16 protein-coding genes and 1 pseudogene are annotated in these 14,614 nt (G+C 66.3%); 4 read left to right on the top strand and 13 right to left on the bottom strand.

Annotation, left to right across the window (positions count from 1 at the left end; genetic code table 11):
• Positions 1-632: 632 nt before the first annotated feature.
• The 6 genes and pseudogenes from gloA2 to D2T30_RS04625 form a co-directional block, all read right to left on the bottom strand.
• The gene (gene gloA2 / locus D2T30_RS04645) at positions 633-1,034 is read right to left on the bottom strand and encodes an SMU1112c/YaeR family gloxylase I-like metalloprotein (protein WP_128207881.1); all 402 of its coding nucleotides are present in this window, start codon (positions 1,032-1,034) and stop codon (positions 633-635) included.
• Positions 1,035-1,151: 117 nt separating this feature from the next.
• Positions 1,152-1,541, bottom strand: coding sequence for a P-loop NTPase family protein (locus D2T30_RS24305; RefSeq protein ID WP_455627421.1), 390 nt, complete (start codon positions 1,539-1,541; stop codon positions 1,152-1,154).
• 291 nt (positions 1,542-1,832) lie between these two features.
• Positions 1,833-2,171: pseudogene (locus D2T30_RS24300) on the bottom strand (ABC transporter ATP-binding protein); the annotation flags it as partial.
• A 94-nt stretch (positions 2,172-2,265) separates the two neighbouring features.
• Positions 2,266-3,153, bottom strand: coding sequence for a carbohydrate ABC transporter permease (locus D2T30_RS04635; protein WP_128183683.1), 888 nt, complete (start codon positions 3,151-3,153; stop codon positions 2,266-2,268).
• Positions 3,150-4,049: a carbohydrate ABC transporter permease gene (locus D2T30_RS04630; protein WP_128183685.1), complete on the bottom strand. Its 900-nt coding sequence runs from the start codon at positions 4,047-4,049 to the stop codon at positions 3,150-3,152. Before D2T30_RS04630 ends, D2T30_RS04635 begins: the two co-directional genes overlap by 4 nt.
• Positions 4,050-4,138: 89 nt before the next feature.
• Positions 4,139-5,386, bottom strand: a complete 1,248-nt coding sequence (locus tag D2T30_RS04625) for an ABC transporter substrate-binding protein (protein WP_128207877.1) — start codon at positions 5,384-5,386, stop codon at positions 4,139-4,141.
• A gap of 212 nt (positions 5,387-5,598) precedes the next feature.
• Here D2T30_RS04625 and D2T30_RS04620 point away from each other — a divergent pair, with 212 nt between their 5' ends.
• Positions 5,599-6,606, top strand: a complete 1,008-nt coding sequence (locus tag D2T30_RS04620) for a LacI family DNA-binding transcriptional regulator (protein WP_128207875.1) — start codon at positions 5,599-5,601, stop codon at positions 6,604-6,606.
• Positions 6,607-6,716: 110 nt separating this feature from the next.
• On the opposite strand, the gene D2T30_RS23005 is transcribed toward D2T30_RS04620, so the two are convergent.
• From D2T30_RS23005 to D2T30_RS04605, 4 genes are all read right to left on the bottom strand, one after another.
• Positions 6,717-6,890 carry a hypothetical protein gene (locus D2T30_RS23005; RefSeq protein WP_164881876.1) on the bottom strand — a complete coding sequence of 58 codons (174 nt, stop codon included), beginning with the start codon at positions 6,888-6,890 and terminating at the stop codon, positions 6,717-6,719.
• Positions 6,891-7,013: 123 nt separating this feature from the next.
• Positions 7,014-7,220, bottom strand: a complete 207-nt coding sequence (locus D2T30_RS04615) for a hypothetical protein (RefSeq protein ID WP_128207873.1) — start codon at positions 7,218-7,220, stop codon at positions 7,014-7,016.
• A gap of 46 nt (positions 7,221-7,266) precedes the next feature.
• Complete coding sequence (locus tag D2T30_RS04610) at positions 7,267-7,482, bottom strand: hypothetical protein (protein ID WP_128183693.1); 216 nt, start codon at positions 7,480-7,482, stop codon at positions 7,267-7,269.
• 55 nt (positions 7,483-7,537) lie between these two features.
• Positions 7,538-7,744, bottom strand: a complete 207-nt coding sequence (locus tag D2T30_RS04605; RefSeq protein WP_128183695.1) for a cold-shock protein — start codon at positions 7,742-7,744, stop codon at positions 7,538-7,540.
• A 377-nt stretch (positions 7,745-8,121) separates the two neighbouring features.
• Here D2T30_RS04605 and D2T30_RS04600 point away from each other — a divergent pair, with 377 nt between their 5' ends.
• The 3 genes from D2T30_RS04600 to D2T30_RS04590 are packed head-to-tail and all read left to right on the top strand — an operon-like array spanning position 8,122 to position 11,937.
• A complete protein-coding gene (locus D2T30_RS04600) occupies positions 8,122-9,357 on the top strand; it encodes an SfnB family sulfur acquisition oxidoreductase (protein WP_128207871.1) in 1,236 nt (411 codons plus the stop codon).
• 4 nt (positions 9,358-9,361) lie between these two features.
• Positions 9,362-10,561 carry an SfnB family sulfur acquisition oxidoreductase gene (locus tag D2T30_RS04595; protein WP_206612855.1) on the top strand — a complete coding sequence of 400 codons (1,200 nt, stop codon included), beginning with the start codon at positions 9,362-9,364 and terminating at the stop codon, positions 10,559-10,561.
• On the top strand, positions 10,561-11,937 hold the full coding sequence (locus tag D2T30_RS04590; protein WP_128207867.1) for an LLM class flavin-dependent oxidoreductase: 1,377 nt from the start codon (positions 10,561-10,563) through the stop codon (positions 11,935-11,937). The genes D2T30_RS04595 and D2T30_RS04590 overlap by 1 nt, the downstream gene beginning before the upstream one ends.
• Positions 11,938-12,074: 137 nt before the next feature.
• Here D2T30_RS04590 and D2T30_RS04585 read toward each other — a convergent pair whose 3' ends face one another.
• From D2T30_RS04585 to D2T30_RS04575, 3 genes are read right to left on the bottom strand one after another with little or no spacing between them, the layout of a single operon-like run.
• On the bottom strand, positions 12,075-12,728 hold the full coding sequence (locus D2T30_RS04585; protein ID WP_128183996.1) for a methionine ABC transporter permease: 654 nt from the start codon (positions 12,726-12,728) through the stop codon (positions 12,075-12,077).
• On the bottom strand, positions 12,709-13,806 hold the full coding sequence (locus tag D2T30_RS04580; protein WP_128207865.1) for a methionine ABC transporter ATP-binding protein: 1,098 nt from the start codon (positions 13,804-13,806) through the stop codon (positions 12,709-12,711). Before D2T30_RS04580 ends, D2T30_RS04585 begins: the two co-directional genes overlap by 20 nt.
• Complete coding sequence (locus D2T30_RS04575; protein WP_128207863.1) at positions 13,803-14,606, bottom strand: MetQ/NlpA family ABC transporter substrate-binding protein; 804 nt, start codon at positions 14,604-14,606, stop codon at positions 13,803-13,805. Before D2T30_RS04575 ends, D2T30_RS04580 begins: the two co-directional genes overlap by 4 nt.
• Positions 14,607-14,614 lie beyond the last annotated feature (8 nt).

The raw sequence follows: 14,614 nt of genomic DNA, 5'->3' as shown, positions 1-14,614 counted from the left end.
CCCCCCCTCCCCCCCCCCCCCCCCCCCCCCCCCCCCCCCCCCCCCCCCCCCCCCCCCCCCCCCCCCCCCCCCCCCCCCCCCCCCCCCCCCCCCCCCCCCCCCCCCCCCCCCCCCCCCCCCCCTTCCCCTCCGGTCATGGGCCGCGCTTTCCGGTTCGAAGCCCGTTCCGGAGCGCGGGTGGAGAGGCCGTCAGGGGGCCAGCCCCCTCTTTGCGCATGCGCGCAAATTCACCCCCGGGATATTTATGGAAGAATGATAGGAGGAAGGTGCCTTGGGTGGCGGAACGGCGTTCGCAAAGGGCCGGGCCTGTGTGACAACTCGCCTTTATGACGGTGATGCAGAACAAAATTCCCTCGCAAGGCCAGCTGCAGGCCATAGATGCGGGCCGATGTGGCGCATGGGACCGCTGTGGGGAACCGCATTCTCTGGTGTGTCGCGAGAACCTCGTTTTCATGCAGCCTCGGCCGAGCCAGTGTGAAAACGCGGCTCCGGCGATGCGGAGGAGAGCGTTGTTCCCTTTGGCAGCCTATAAGTCCACGCAGGTGCGCGCTATCTGCCTCGCTCCGGCACTTCCGGAGCGTTTTCTGCCAAGGCATGGTCATGAAGACGGGTTTTGACACACCCCCGGCCGGTCAGCCGGCGTCTTCGTAGAGTTCGAGCGGCAGGCCGTCCGGATCGGCGAAGAAGGTGAAGCGCTGGCCGGTGATCTCGTCCGTGCGGACCGGCTCGCAGGGGACGCCGTGGGCTGTGAGGGCGGCGATCGTGTCCTTGATATCCCGCACGCGGAAGGCGAGGTGGCGCAGGCCGCGCGCCTCGGGCCGCGTGGGGCGGGGGGGCGCGTCGGGGAAGGAGAACAGCTCGATCTGGCTGCCGTCCGGCAGGGCGAGGTCGAGCTTCCACGACCGCCGCTCTTCCCGCCATGTTTCCGCGATGATCCGCATGCCGAGGATTTCGGTATAGAAGGCCTTCGAGACCGCATAGTCGCCGCAGATGATGGCGACGTGGTGGAAACCGTTCAGGGCGGGATCGGGCATGGGCATTTTCCTCGGGGCGTGGTTGGGACAGCGGCGCGGAAGGGAGTGCCTTCCGCGCCATCATTGTCTTGCAGGTTTTCCGCCGGGGCAGAAGGCCGGATCTGCCGCTGGTCCCGGTCAGGTGGCGGCCAGCGCCGGTTCCTGCGCCGCGCCGACGATCCGTTCCCGGCTTTCGGTGTCGAAGATCACCGCGCGGTTCAGGTCGAGCCAGACCGGCTGGATCGCGCCGGGGCGTTGTTCGACCGTCGCGGGGAAGCGGGCGGAGACCAGCGCCTTGCCAAGCCGCAGCCACAGATAGAGGTCCGATCCGGTCGGCTCGACGATCTCGACCGGCAGGTCCAGCGTGACGCCGAAGCCCGATTGCCCGGCGCCGATCGCCTCGGCCCGCAGACCCAGCGTGACCTTGCGGCCGGGGGTGAGCGGCGTGGCGAGCGGCAGGGTGAACGCCCCGGCGTCAAGCGCCACGCCCCGGCCATCCGCCGTAACCGTGCCGGGCAGCATGTTCATGGCGGGCGAGCCCATGAAATCCGCCACGAACATGTTCGCGGGGGTGTTGTAGATCTCGGACGGAGTGCCGGCCTGCTGGATGATCCCGTCCTTCATCACCACGATCTTGGTGGCCAGCGTCATCGCCTCGATCTGGTCATGGGTGACGTAGATGATCGTCGCATGGGTGTTCTGGTGCAGGCGCTTGATTTCCGCCCGCACCTCGACCCGCAGCTTGGCGTCAAGGTTCGACAGCGGTTCATCGAACAGGAACAGGCGCGGCTTGCGCACCAGCGCGCGGGCCATCGCCACCCGCTGGCGTTGCCCGCCGGAAAGCTGCGCGGGCTTGCGGTCCAGCAGATGTTCGATCTGCAGGGTCTTGGCCACCGCGCCCACCTCTTTCGTGCGGTTCTCCTTCGGCGTGCCCGCCATTTCCAGCGGAAAGGCGATATTCTCCCCCACCGTCATGTTGGGGTAGAGCGCGTAGCTTTGAAACACCATGGCGATGTCGCGCTTGGACGGATGCAGGTTGACCACGCTGGTTCCGTCGATGCGGATATCGCCGGCGGTCGGCTGTTGCAGCCCGGCGATCGCGTTCAGCAGCGTCGACTTTCCGCAGCCGGACGGGCCGACGAGGACGAGGAACCCGCCCTTTTCCAGTTCGATGTCGATCCCCTTGAGGATCTTGTTCCCCCCGATGGTGCGTTCCAGACTGTCGATTTCGATGAAAGCCATTTTGCTGTCCTTAGCCCTTGATCGCACCGGCCATCAGCCCGCGCATGAAGTAGCGCCCGGCGACGATGTAGACGATCAGCGTCGGCAGGGCCGCGATCACCGCGGCCGCCATGTCCACGTTGTATTCCTTGACCCCCGTCGAGGAGGAGACGAGGTTGTTCAGCGCCACCGTCATCGGCGAGCTGCCGCCCGAAGCGAAGGAGACGCCGAACAGGAAGTCGTTCCAGATGTTGGTGAACTGATAGATCACCGTCACCACGATGATCGGCGCCGAAGACGGCAGCAGGATGCGCCGGAAGATGGTGAAGAACCCGGCCCCGTCCATCTGCGCGGACTGGATCAGCTCTGTCGGGAAGGTGTCGTAGTAGTTGCGGAAGAACAGCGTGGTGAAGCCGAGCCCGTAGACCACATGCACCATCACCAGCCCCGCCGTGGTGTTCGACAGCCCGAGGATGCCCAGCACCCGCGCCATCGGGATCAGCACCGACTGGAACGGGATGAAGCAGGCGAACAGCATCATGCCGAAGACGATCCGATGCCCCGGAAAGCGCCATTTCGTCAGCACATAGCCATTCAGCGCGCCCAGCACCGTCGAGATCAGCACCGCCGGCACGACCATCTTGATCGAGTTCCAGAAGTAGCCCTTGATGCCCTCGCAGGTGACGCCGATGCAGGCCGAACCCCAGGCCTTGCCCCAGGCATCCGCGGTGGGATGCGCGGGCAGCGCGAGGATGTTGCCGGACCGGATTTCGTCCAGCGTCTTGAACGAGGTCGACAGCATCACGAACAGCGGCGTCAGATAGAACAGGGCGAAGACGATCAGCAGCCCGTAGATCACCACGCGGCTCCAGCGTGCCGGCCCGGCGGCGGTGGAAATCGCCATTTCCCGCGCGCTCATCGGTTCTTCTCCTTCAGCTCGGAATAGAGGTAGGGCACCATGATCGCCGCGATCCCCATCAGCATCACCATCGCCGAGGCCGAGCCCACGGCCATCTGGCTGCGGGTGAAGGTGTAGGAATACATGAAGGTCGAGGGGAGCTCGGTCGCGTTGCCCGGTCCGCCGCCGGTCAAGGCGATGACGAGGTCGTAGCTCTTGATCGCCATATGGGCGAGCACGATCACCGCCGACAGGAAGGCCGGGCGCAGCAGCGGGATGACGATGCGGCGATAGATGGTGAAGGTCGAGGCGCCATCGACGGTGGCGGCCTTCAGCATTTCGCTGTCGATGCCGCGCAGACCCGCAAGGAACATCGCCATGACGAAGCCCGAGGCCTGCCAGATCCCGGCGATGGCCACGGTGTAGATCGCCATGTCGGGACGGGTGATCCAGTCGAAGCGGAACGTGTCCCAGCCGGTGATGACGCGCACCGCATGTTCGAACCCCATGCCGGGGTTCAGGAACCATTTCCACGCGGTGCCGGTCACCACGAAGGACAGCGCCATGGGATAGAGGTAGATCGGCCGCAGCACCCCCTCGATCCGGATCTTCTGGTCCAGCAGGATCGCAAGGAACAGCCCGATCGCGATGCACACGACGATGTAGATCGACCCGAAGATCGCAAGGTTCTTCAGCGCCACATACCAGTTGGGCTGGTTGAACAGCCGTTCGTAGGCGTCGAAGCCGGCCCATCTGTAGACCGGCAGCAGCCGCGAGGTGGACATCGACAGCACCGCCGTCCAGACGATGAAGCCGTAGACGAAGACCAGCACGAGCGCGAGCGACGGCGCCAGAACGATCCGCGGCAGCCAGTCCTGCAGACGTTTGCCCAGTGAAGGCGCGGGTGAGACGGACATGGGGCCAGCTCCGGATGAATCGGGATTGCGCGCCCCGGCGGGGCGGGGATGGAACGCCGGGGCAGCCCGGCGTTCCGCAGGGGGGGGCGTTACTTCGCGGCCGCGATCGCCTCGGGCAGGCGGGTAAGCGCCTGATCGGTGGTGATCTGACCGTTCAGATGCTGCGTCACCACGTCGAAGATCGCTTCCTTGACGGCGCCCGGCTGGCCATAGCCATGCGCGAGCGAGCCCATGAAGGTGTTGTTGGCCGCGGCCTCGACCACGTCCTTCATGCCCTTCTTGGCGCAATCGTCGAATTCCGCATCCGACACGTCGGTGCGCGCGGGGACCGAGCCTTTCACCTTGTTGAAGGCGATCTGGAATTCCGGGCTCATCACCGCCGAGGCGAGCTTTTCCTGCGCGTCCTTGGCGGCCGGGTCCCTTTGCTCGAACATCACGAACTGGTCGGAGTTGAACAGAACGTCGCCCTGCGTGCCCGGGAAGCGGATGCAGACGAAATCCTGCCCCGGCACCTGACCGGCGCGGAGGAACTCGCCCTTGGCCCAGTCCCCCATTTCCTGCGCACCGGCCGTGCCCTCGATCACCATCGCCGAGGCGAGGTTCCAGTCCCGGCCGGAAAAGCTGTCGTCGAAGTAGCCGCGCAGCTTCGACATGTTGTCGAAGACCTCGCGCATCGTGTCGGAACTCAGCGCCTCGGGATCGTTTTCCAGAACGGCTTTCTTGTAGAAATCGGCCCCGCCCACGGACAGCACGACCGCTTCCCAAAGGGTGCCGTCCTGCCAGGGCTGCCCGCCATGGGCGAGCGGCGTGATCCCCTGTTCCTTGAAATTGTCGAGCAGGGCGAACAGCTCGTCCATGTTCTCGGGCAGCTTGCCGCCCGCCTTGTCGAGCGCGGGCTTGTTGATCCAGAGCCAGTTGGTCGAATGGATGTTGACCGGCGCGGCGATCCAGTGCCCGTCGTATTTCGCGAAATCCTGAAGCGCCGCCGGGACCACATCCGCCCAGCCCTGCGATGTGGCGAGATCGTCGAGATTGGACAGGATTCCCATCTCGGCCCAGTCGCGGATGTCGTAGCCGAGCATCTGCACCGCGGTCGGCGCATCGCCCGATGTCACGCGCGCGCGCAGCGCCGTCATCGCCTGCACGCCCGAACCGCCGGCCACCGGCATGTCGCGCCACGAGACGCCTTGCTCCGCCAGATCGTCTTTCAGGATGTTGAGCGCCGCAGCCTCGCCGCCGGCGGTCCACCAATGTAGAACTTCAACGCTTTCATCGGCACGCGCCATGCTTGCCGAGATCGCAAGACAGGCCGTGCCGGCCAGCAGGAAGTGTCGCATATCTTGTCCTCCTCAGCCGGTCTCCTCAGCCGGCAATCCATTTATAACGTTTTCAATCCGCGGTCCGTCAATCCATTTGATGCGTGGGGGCGTGAAAAAACTTTTGGTATATCGGGGCGTTGGTGTTAATCGGAAAGCGGAGGGGGAATGTGGGCAGCATCTAAAACGTTGCAATTCCAGCAGTTCGCGTTCCGCAGTGGAGGAAAATCCGGATGGCCCAGCAAGACAGGCCAACCCTGAAAACCATCGCCACCATTGCCGGGTTGGCGGTGACCACCGTGTCGCGCGCGCTGGCCGGGGCGCCGCAGATCGCGCCCGAAACGCGGGCGCGGGTGCAGCGCATCGCGGACGAGATCGGCTATTCGCCGGATCGCGCGGCGCAGCGCCTGCGGACCGGGCGCAGCAATGTCATCGCGCTGATTCTGCCGCCGCATGAAGAGATTCTGGGCTATGGCGCCTCGATGATCCGGGGCATCACGCGGGCCTTGCGCGGCACGCCCTATCACGTCGTCGTCATGCCGCATTTCGAGGATATCCCCGAGGAGCAGACGCTCGACAAGATCATCCGCAACCGGCTGGCGGACGGGATCCTGTTTTCCTGCATCCGCCCCGACGACCGGCGGGTCAAGATCCTGCTGGAGGACAAGCTGCCCTTCGTCACCCACGGCCGGACCGAGCTGGCGACCCCGCATCCCTGGGTGGATTACGACAATTTCGCCTTTGCCTATCGGGCGGTGGAGCGTCTTGTCGCGCTGGGCGTGCGGCGGCCGGCGCTGGTGTCCGCGCCGCCGGCGCAGACCTTCAGCCAGCATCTGCGGGCGGGATTCTTTCGCGCCTGCGGCGAGGCGGGCGTCGCGGGGGAGGTGATGGATGGCATCGACACCGACGATCCGCCCGAGGCGATCTATCGCCATATCCGCGCGCGGCTCGACCATGCGGGAATGCCCGACGGCTTCGTCTGCCCGGGCGAGGTCAGTGCGCTGGCCGTCAATGCCGCATGGGTCGATGCCGGGGTGAGCACGCGCCATCTGGTGATGAAATCCACCTCCGACATCGCGAATTTCATCCGTCCCCGGTTCGACAGCATCTTCGAGGATCTTACCGAGACGGGGGAGAGGATGACGACGCTGTTGCTGCGCTATATCGCGGGCGAGCCGGCGGAGGACCTGCACCATCTGCTGGCACCGCCGCCGATGACATTCCCGGACGACGGGCGCTGACCTCCGCCACCCGCGCAGGGCTTGCTGCCGTCATCTCATGCGGGGGCGCAAAGCGCCGCAAAGTCCCGCTTCCCGACGCGGAAACCGCATCGAGATCCGGATCGCCCCGGTCAGCTGGCCGAAGGTTCCGCTTGCGCGTCGGGCACGGGCTGGGCCGTGGTCTCGGTCGCGGGCATGCGGCGGGAAAAACGGAAGCGGCTCTTGTTGCGCATCTGTTCCCGTGTCGCCTTCTGGCTGAGGAATTCTTTCAGATCGAATGGTTTCTTTGGTGTCGAATAGCCCATGAAAATGGCTCCCGGTTGAAATGGAAAGGAAGAAGCGGCGGGGCTGACCCCGCCGCTTCGTCTCCCGGTGAACAATTTCGCGGACGCGGATCGATCCGTGAGGACCTGATCGCATCGACGCATTCACCGAGAATCTGAACCCGTCATGTACCCCGAGAACGAGCGGATCGGTTCGCGGGCCTTGCGGTCGCCCGCGGCGGCGGGCAGGGTGCCGTTGCCGAGGCGCTCGAAGAACTCCCTCCAGCCCGGATCGGGCTGTGTGCGGGAGGTCGGATTGCGGGACGGAGCCGCGGCGGACGGGGCGCCCGCGCGGTTGGAATTGGTGGTCATGTCGGCCTTTCTGCCATCCCGGAACCCCGGTACGATGGCATGTTCGTCATCGGGACGGCTTTGACGGCGCGCCCTTGTCCGAACCATGCGCGGGGCCGACATCTCTTGCCAGCCGTGCCGCACGCAGCGATGCGGTCAGATCCGCACGCTTCGAGGCTTCGGTTTCGATGATCGTTTTCGCGGCTGCGGCGGTCTTTTCGAACGGCGTCAGCGGCGCGGGTATCTCCCGGAACAGGCCGAGAGATGGTTTCTTGCTGGTCATGGTCACTCCGGAAAAGGCGCGGCCCGGAACCCCGGGCCTGCGCAGAGAGTGACGCTTATGCCAGAGCCAGATCGCGTGCGGACTGGCGGCCGTCACGGCCGTTTTCGACTTCGAAGGTCACCTTCTGGCCGTCGTTGAGCTGCGAGAGACCCGCACGTTCAACGGCAGAGATATGAACGAAGATATCCTTGTCGCCCGATTCCGGCTGAATGAACCCGAAACCCTTGGTTTGGTTGAACCACTTCACGGTGCCATTGGCCATCGTGATTTCTCCTGTAACAAATGCTGCCCACGGAATGCGGCAGCCCGGCTCGGTCAGTTCGAAGAGGCAGACTGAAGCCGGTAAAGGAGACAGGATGCGGTAGGAAACAACTTAGCTGTTCTTGACATAGTCGCTCCCGGTGAAAAAACAAGCCATGATGTGAAAGAAACGCGTGGGACCCGTGGCCCGAAAGCGGGCGGAGAATATTTTGCCCGTCCCGCCCCGTGTCCGGAGATCATCCCGTTCGTCCGGGGTGCCGGCTTTGGAATGGCCCGGCGGCGGATGCGGGCGTATCCATTAATCACGACACGATCAGTAGATCTTAATCGGCCCGGATGCCGCGGGCCGGTATCGTGTCATATAAGGAAAGGTGCCGGATGACCATCGAGACTTTGCCAGACCCGGAACGTCGCCCGCTGCCGCCGGCGCCGCCCGCGCGGATCGAAACGCATGAGGCCGCGATCGCCGCCGCCCGGGCGCTGGCAGCGGACTGGGCGCAGACGGCGGCGCGGCGCGATGCCGAACGCCTCCTGCCCTGGGACGAGATCGAGGCATTCACCCGATCCGGCCTTGGCTCGATCACCATCCCCCGCGAACATGGCGGGCCGGGGTTGTCGCTGGTCACGCTGGCCGAGGTGTTCGAGATCCTCTGCGCGGCGGACAGTTCGGCCGGACAGATCCCGCAAAACCATTTCGGTGTGCTGCGCCTGCTGGAAGAGGCAGGCTCCCCCGCGCAGAAGGCGCGCTTCTTCGGCGACGTGCTGCGCGGCCACCGCATCGGCAACGCAGGCCCCGAAAAGGGCCGCAAGATCGTCACCCACAACACCACCGCGCTCCGCGACAGCCCCGAGGGGTTGCGCCTGACCGGCCAGCGTTTCTATTCCACCGGCGCGATCTTCGCCCACTGGATCCCGACCCGCGCCAACGATACCGAGGGCCGCCCCGTGCAGGTCTGGGTGCCCCGCAACGCGCCGGGGGTGGAGGTGGTGGACGACTGGTCCTCTTTCGGGCAGCGCACCACCGCCTCGGGCAGTGTGATCTTCAACGACGTGCTGATCGAGAGCGAGGAACAGATCCTGCCCGTCTGGCAGCGCGCGGCGGTGCCGGGGCTGGCGGGGCCGATCTCGCAGCTCATTCAGGCGGCGATCGACAGCGGCATCGCCGTCGGCGCGCTGGATCAGGCCATCGCCTTCGTGCGGGACAAGTCGCGGCCCTGGGTCGATTCCGGCGTCGCGCGGGCGCAGGACGATCCCTATATCATCGCCGATGTCGGGCGGCTGCAGATCGAGCTTTGGGCCGCGCAGCAGGTCCTGCGCGACACGGCGGCGACGCTCGACGCCATCGCGGCGGAGCCGGTCACCGCGGAAAGCAGTGCCCGCGCCTCGGTCGCCATCGCCGAGGCCAAGATCCTGACCACGGAAATCGCGCTCAAGGCGTCCGAGAAGCTGTTCGAGCTGGCCGGCACCGCCGCGACCCGCAGCAGCCTGAACCTTGGCCGGATCTGGCGCAATGCCCGCGTCCATACGCTGCATGACCCGGTGCGGTGGAAATTCCACCTGCTGGGCAACTGGCACCTGAACGATGCGCTGCCCGCGCGCCATCAATGGAACTGAACCGATGAACGCACCCCGCACCGTGTCGCCCGTCCATCTCATCCGCTCGGACGAAGAAGCCATCGCCATCGCCACCGATCTGGCCCGGGATTTCGCCACGACCGCCGCCGCGCGCGACCGCGACCGCCTCCTGCCGTGGGAGGAGCTGGACAGGTTTTCCGCCTCGGGCCTGTGGGGGATCACCGTGCCCGCGGAATTCGGCGGGGCAGGGGTGTCCACCGTCACGCTGGCGCGGGTGATCGCCATTCTTGCGGCGGCGGACAGCTCGCTGGCGCAGATCCCGCAGAACCATTTCTATGCGCTGGAGATCCTGCGGTCCGGCGGCACACCGGCGCAGCAGGCGCATTTCAACCGGCTCGCACTTCAGGGGCGGCGCTTCGGCAATGCGGTGGCGGAAATCGGCAGGCGCGATTTCACCCGCGCCACCCGCCTGATCCGCGAGGAGGGCGGGCTGGTCGTGCAGGGGCGGAAATTCTACTGCACCGGCGCGATCTATGCGCATGTGATCCCGACCCTCGCGGCGGATGAGGACGGCAAGCAGGTCATGGTCTTCCTCCCGCGCGACAGCGAAGGCATCACCATCACCGACGACTGGGACGGCTTCGGCCAGCGGGTGACGGGCTCCGGCTCGGTCGCCTTCGACCGCGTCGCGGTGGAGCCGGACTGGATCGTGCCGTTTCAGGCAAGCTTCGAGCGCCCGACGCCCATCGGCCCGCATGCTCAGATCATGCATGCGGCGATCGACCTTGGCATCGGGCAGGGCGCATTCGCGGAAATGCTGTCCTTCATCCGCGACCGGGCGCGACCGTGGCTCGATGCCGGGGTGGAGCGGGCGCAGGACGATCCGCTGACCCTTCAGGGCGTGGGGGAGGTCGCGGTGCGCCTGCGCGCGGCCGAGGCGCTCTTGCACCGTTCGGGCCGCGTGCTCGACGCCGCGATCCGCGAGGCGACGGAGGAGACCGTGGCCGATGCCTCGATCGCCGTCGCGGCGGCCCGCGCGCTGACCACCGAGGCAGGGCTTCTGGCCGCCAGCAAGCTGTTCGAGCTGACCGGCACCTCGGCCACCCTGGGCGACGAGGGCCGCGACCGCTACTGGCGCAATGTCCGCACCCATACGTTGCACGATCCGGTGCGCTGGAAATACCATGCGGTCGGCAATCATACCCTGAACGGGGTCAACCCCCCGCGGCACGGAGCGATCTGATGGCACTCCCCGGCAAGCAGATTCTGGTCAATGCGTTCAACATGAACAGCGTCGGCCATATCAATCACGGCACATGGACCCATCCGCGCGATACCTCGACGGATTATCGCAAGCTCGACTACTGGACCTCGCTGGCGAAAACGCTGGAACGTGGGCTGTTCGACGGGCTGTTTCTGGCCGACATCCTTGGTACCTATGACATCTATGGCGGCAATGTCGATCTGACGCTGCGCGAATCGATCCAGTTGCCGGTCAACGATCCGATCCTGCTGGTGTCCGCGATGGCGGCGGTGACGGAGCATCTGGGCTTCGGCGTCACGGTCAACGTCAATCAGGAGCCGCCCTATACATTCGCGCGCCGCATGTCGACGCTCGACCATCTGACCGGGGGGCGGATCGGCTGGAACATCGTCACGGGCTATCTGGACAGCGCCGCCCGCGCCGTCGGGCGCGATGCGCAGACCGGGCATGACCTGCGCTACGATCAGGCGGACGAATATCTGGACGTGCTCTACAAGCTCTGGGAAGGGTCGTGGGACGAGGATGCCGTGCGCCGCGACAAGGCGGCGCGGGTCTTCGCCGACCCGGCCAAGGTGCGCAAGGTCATCCACCACGGGCGTTTTTATGATGTAGAGGGGTATCACCTCTCCGAACCCTCGCCGCAGCGGACGCCGCTTCTGTATCAGGCGGGCGCGTCGGGGCGGGGGCAGAGGTTCGCCGCGCGCCATGCCGAATGCGTCTTCATCGGTGCGCTGACGCCCGAAGCCGCGCAAAAGACCTCGCGCGATATCCGCGCCGCGGTCGTCGCGGCGGGACGGCAGCCGGAGGATGTGAAGATCTTCGTCGGCATCAATGTCGTCACCGACCGCAGCTCCGCCGCCGCGCGGGAGAAGCTGCAAGACTATCTGGCCTATACCAGCCCCGAGGCGGGGCTGGCGCATTTCGCCGCCTCCACCGGCATCGACTTCGCGCGCTACGGGCTCGATGATCCGATCCCCTACGGCGAGACGAACTCGATCCAGTCGGCGACGAAGCTTGCGCAGACGCAGAAATGGACGAAGCGCGACCTGCTGGCGAAGCACGCGCTTGGCGGGCGCTATCCGGCGCTCGTCGGCACGCCGGCCGAGGTGGCGGACGAACTGGAACGCTGGGTGCGCGTGGGCGAGATCGACGGCTTCAACCTGACCCGCATCGTCACCCCGGAAAGCTATGAGGATTTCGCCGATCTGGTGGTGCCGGAACTGCAGGACCGCGGCGTCTACAAGACGGAATATGCGGCGGGGACCTTGCGTCACAAGGTCTTCGGGGCGGGGGACCGGCTGCCCGCACGCCATGCGGCGGAGGCCTTCCGTCCGAACCGGCTGGCCGCCGAATAGGGGGCCAGCCCCCTCGCCCGTTCCGGGCTCACCCCCGGGATATTTATGGAAACACGAAAGGCTGAAGCGGGTTCTTCGGAGAACCGGAACCCGGTTGCAGCAAAAGAGGCGCGCCTTGCGGGGCGCGCCTCTTTTGCTCAGCGGGCGCGGAGGCGGCGGACCGCCGTGTCGCCGGCGAATTGCACCGCGCAGACCAGCACGATCAGGATCGCGATGACGGCCATCATCACCGTGGTGTCGAAGCGCTGGTAGCCATAGCGGATCGCCACGTCGCCAAGGCCGCCCGCGCCCACCGCCCCCGCCATCGCCGAGGCGCCGATCATCGTCACGACGGTGATGGTGAAGCCGCCGATGATGCCGGGCAGTGCCTCGGGCAGCAGGACATGGCGCACGATGTGCCAGCGGCGGCAGCCGATGGATTGCGCCGCCTCGATCAGGCCGGGGTCGACCTCGCGCAGGCTGACCTCGGCGATGCGGGCGAAGAAGGGCGTGGCGGAGACGGCGAGCGGCACGATCGCCGCCCAGACCCCGATCGTCGTGCCGGCGACGAGCCGGGTGAACGGGATCAGCGCCACGAGGAGCACGATGAACGGCACCGCGCGGAAGCCGTTGACCAGCGCCCCCGCGATCCGGTTCAGCCGCGGCGCCGGGAAGATCCCGTTGCGGTCCGAGGTCACCAGGAACACCGCCAGCGGAATCCCCGCCAGAACCGCGATCCCGGCCGAGACGCCGACCATCAGCAGCGTGTCCTGAAGTGCCTGCCAGAGGCGGTCAATCATCTGTGGCGTCAACATATCCGATCACCCTTGCGCTATCCGCGATCTGCCCGAGCGCCTCGGGCCGTGCGCCCGCGCCGAGCCCGACCAGAATCTGGCCGATCGCATGTCCCTGAATCCGTTCCACCTGCGAAGACAGGAGCCGCACCGTCCCGCCCGCAGCGGCGGCAAGCCCCGTCAGGTCCGGCGTGCGATGCCCGGCGAAGCGCAGTTCGACCACCGTTTCGTCGCCCGGCCGCGCCGTGTCGCGCAACCTGTGCGCCAGATCCTCGGGCAGGCCGTTTTCCAGCGGTTGCAGCAGCGCCTGCGTCGCCGCATGGCACGGCGTGCCGAAAACCTGCCAGACGGGGCCTTCCTCGACGATCTCGCCCTTCTCGATCACCACCACGCGGTCGCAGATCTCGCGGATCACGCTCATCTCGTGGGTGATCAGCACGATCGTCAGGCCGAGGCGGCGGTTGATGTCCTTCAGCAGCGTCAGGATCGAGACGGTGGTTTCCGGGTCGAGCGCCGAGGTCGCCTCGTCGCAGAGCAGGATTTCCGGGCGGCTGACCAGCGCCCGGGCGATGCCCACCCGCTGCTTCTGCCCGCCCGACAGCCGCGAGGGATAGGTGTCGCCCTTGCCCTCCAGCCCGACAAGCGCCAGCGTCTGATCGACCCGCTGCGCGATTTCGTCGCGCGCGACGCCGGCCACGCGCAGCGGCAGGGCGACGTTTTCCCGCACCGTCTTGGCGGACAGCAGGTTGAAATGCTGGAAGATCATGCCGATCCGGCGGCGCAGCCCGACAAGGCCGGATTCGTCGAGCCCGGCGATATCCTCGCCGTCGATGCGCACCCGGCCCGAGGTGGGCTGTTCCAGCCGGTTGATCGTGCGCAGCAGGCTCGATTTCCCCGCGCCCGAACGGCCGATGATCCCGAAGATCTCGCCCGCCCGGATGTCGAGGCTGATGTCGCTGAGCGCCGTCACCTCGCCCGCCGAGGAGCGGTAGACCTTGCCCAGCCCCTCGAAGGAAACCGTGCCCCCCTTGCGGCGCGCCTCGCTGGTCGCGGCGGCGCGCGCGGGGCTGCCGGCGATTGCGGGGGCGCCGGTCATTTCGCCTCCCACGCGAGGATGTAGAGCTTGTCGCTATGCGCGAAGGAGGAGTCGATCTGGTCCTTCACCGCCTGCGAATTCTGGAAGATCTGGATGAACTGCGCGATGCGCGGATCGTCCTTGTTGTCATCGCGCGAGACGAAGTTGACGGCGAACTGCTTGTCCTCGATGCCGGAATAGAGCAGCCCGCTGGTCGGATCGAAGGTCCCGGCCGCGACGATGAAATGCGGATAGCCCTGTGCGAGGTCCACGTCCCCGGTGATGCGGACCAGCTGCGGGCCTTCGACCTCGGTGAATTTCAGGTGCTTCGGGTTTTCGGTGATGTCATCGACGGAACCGAGAAAGCCCACGTCATCCTTCAGCTTGATCAGCCCGGCCTTTTGCAGCAGCAAGAGCCCGCGGCCCTGGTTCACCGGGTCGTTGGCGATGGCCACCGATCCGCCATCGGGGATTTCGTCGAAGCTCTTGTGCTTCAGCGAATAGAGCCCAAGATTGGCAAGGATCCCCGGCGAAACGGCGGCGAATTTGTAGCCGGTCTGCTTTTCGGCATTTTCCATGAACGGAACGTGCTGGAAGAAGTTCAGGTCGATATCGCCCGAGGCCAGCGCCACATTGGGCGTCGTCCAGTCGGAAAACTCGATCACCTCGACGTCGAGGCCCTGCGTCTTCGCCTCCTCGGCGGCGACATTCGCGGCATCGCCATAGGCGCCGGGCACCACGCCGACTTTCAGCGGCGCGGCCTGCGCGGCGACGGCGCCGATGGACAGAAGCGCGGCAAGGGCAAGGGATTTCAGTTTCATGATGTCCT

It is taken from the genome of Paenirhodobacter populi, assembly GCF_004022215.1.
Classification (GTDB): domain Bacteria; phylum Pseudomonadota; class Alphaproteobacteria; order Rhodobacterales; family Rhodobacteraceae; genus Rhodobacter; species Rhodobacter populi.
Note: the sequence above shows the minus strand (reverse complement) of the source record. Positions and strands in the feature narration are given on the sequence as shown.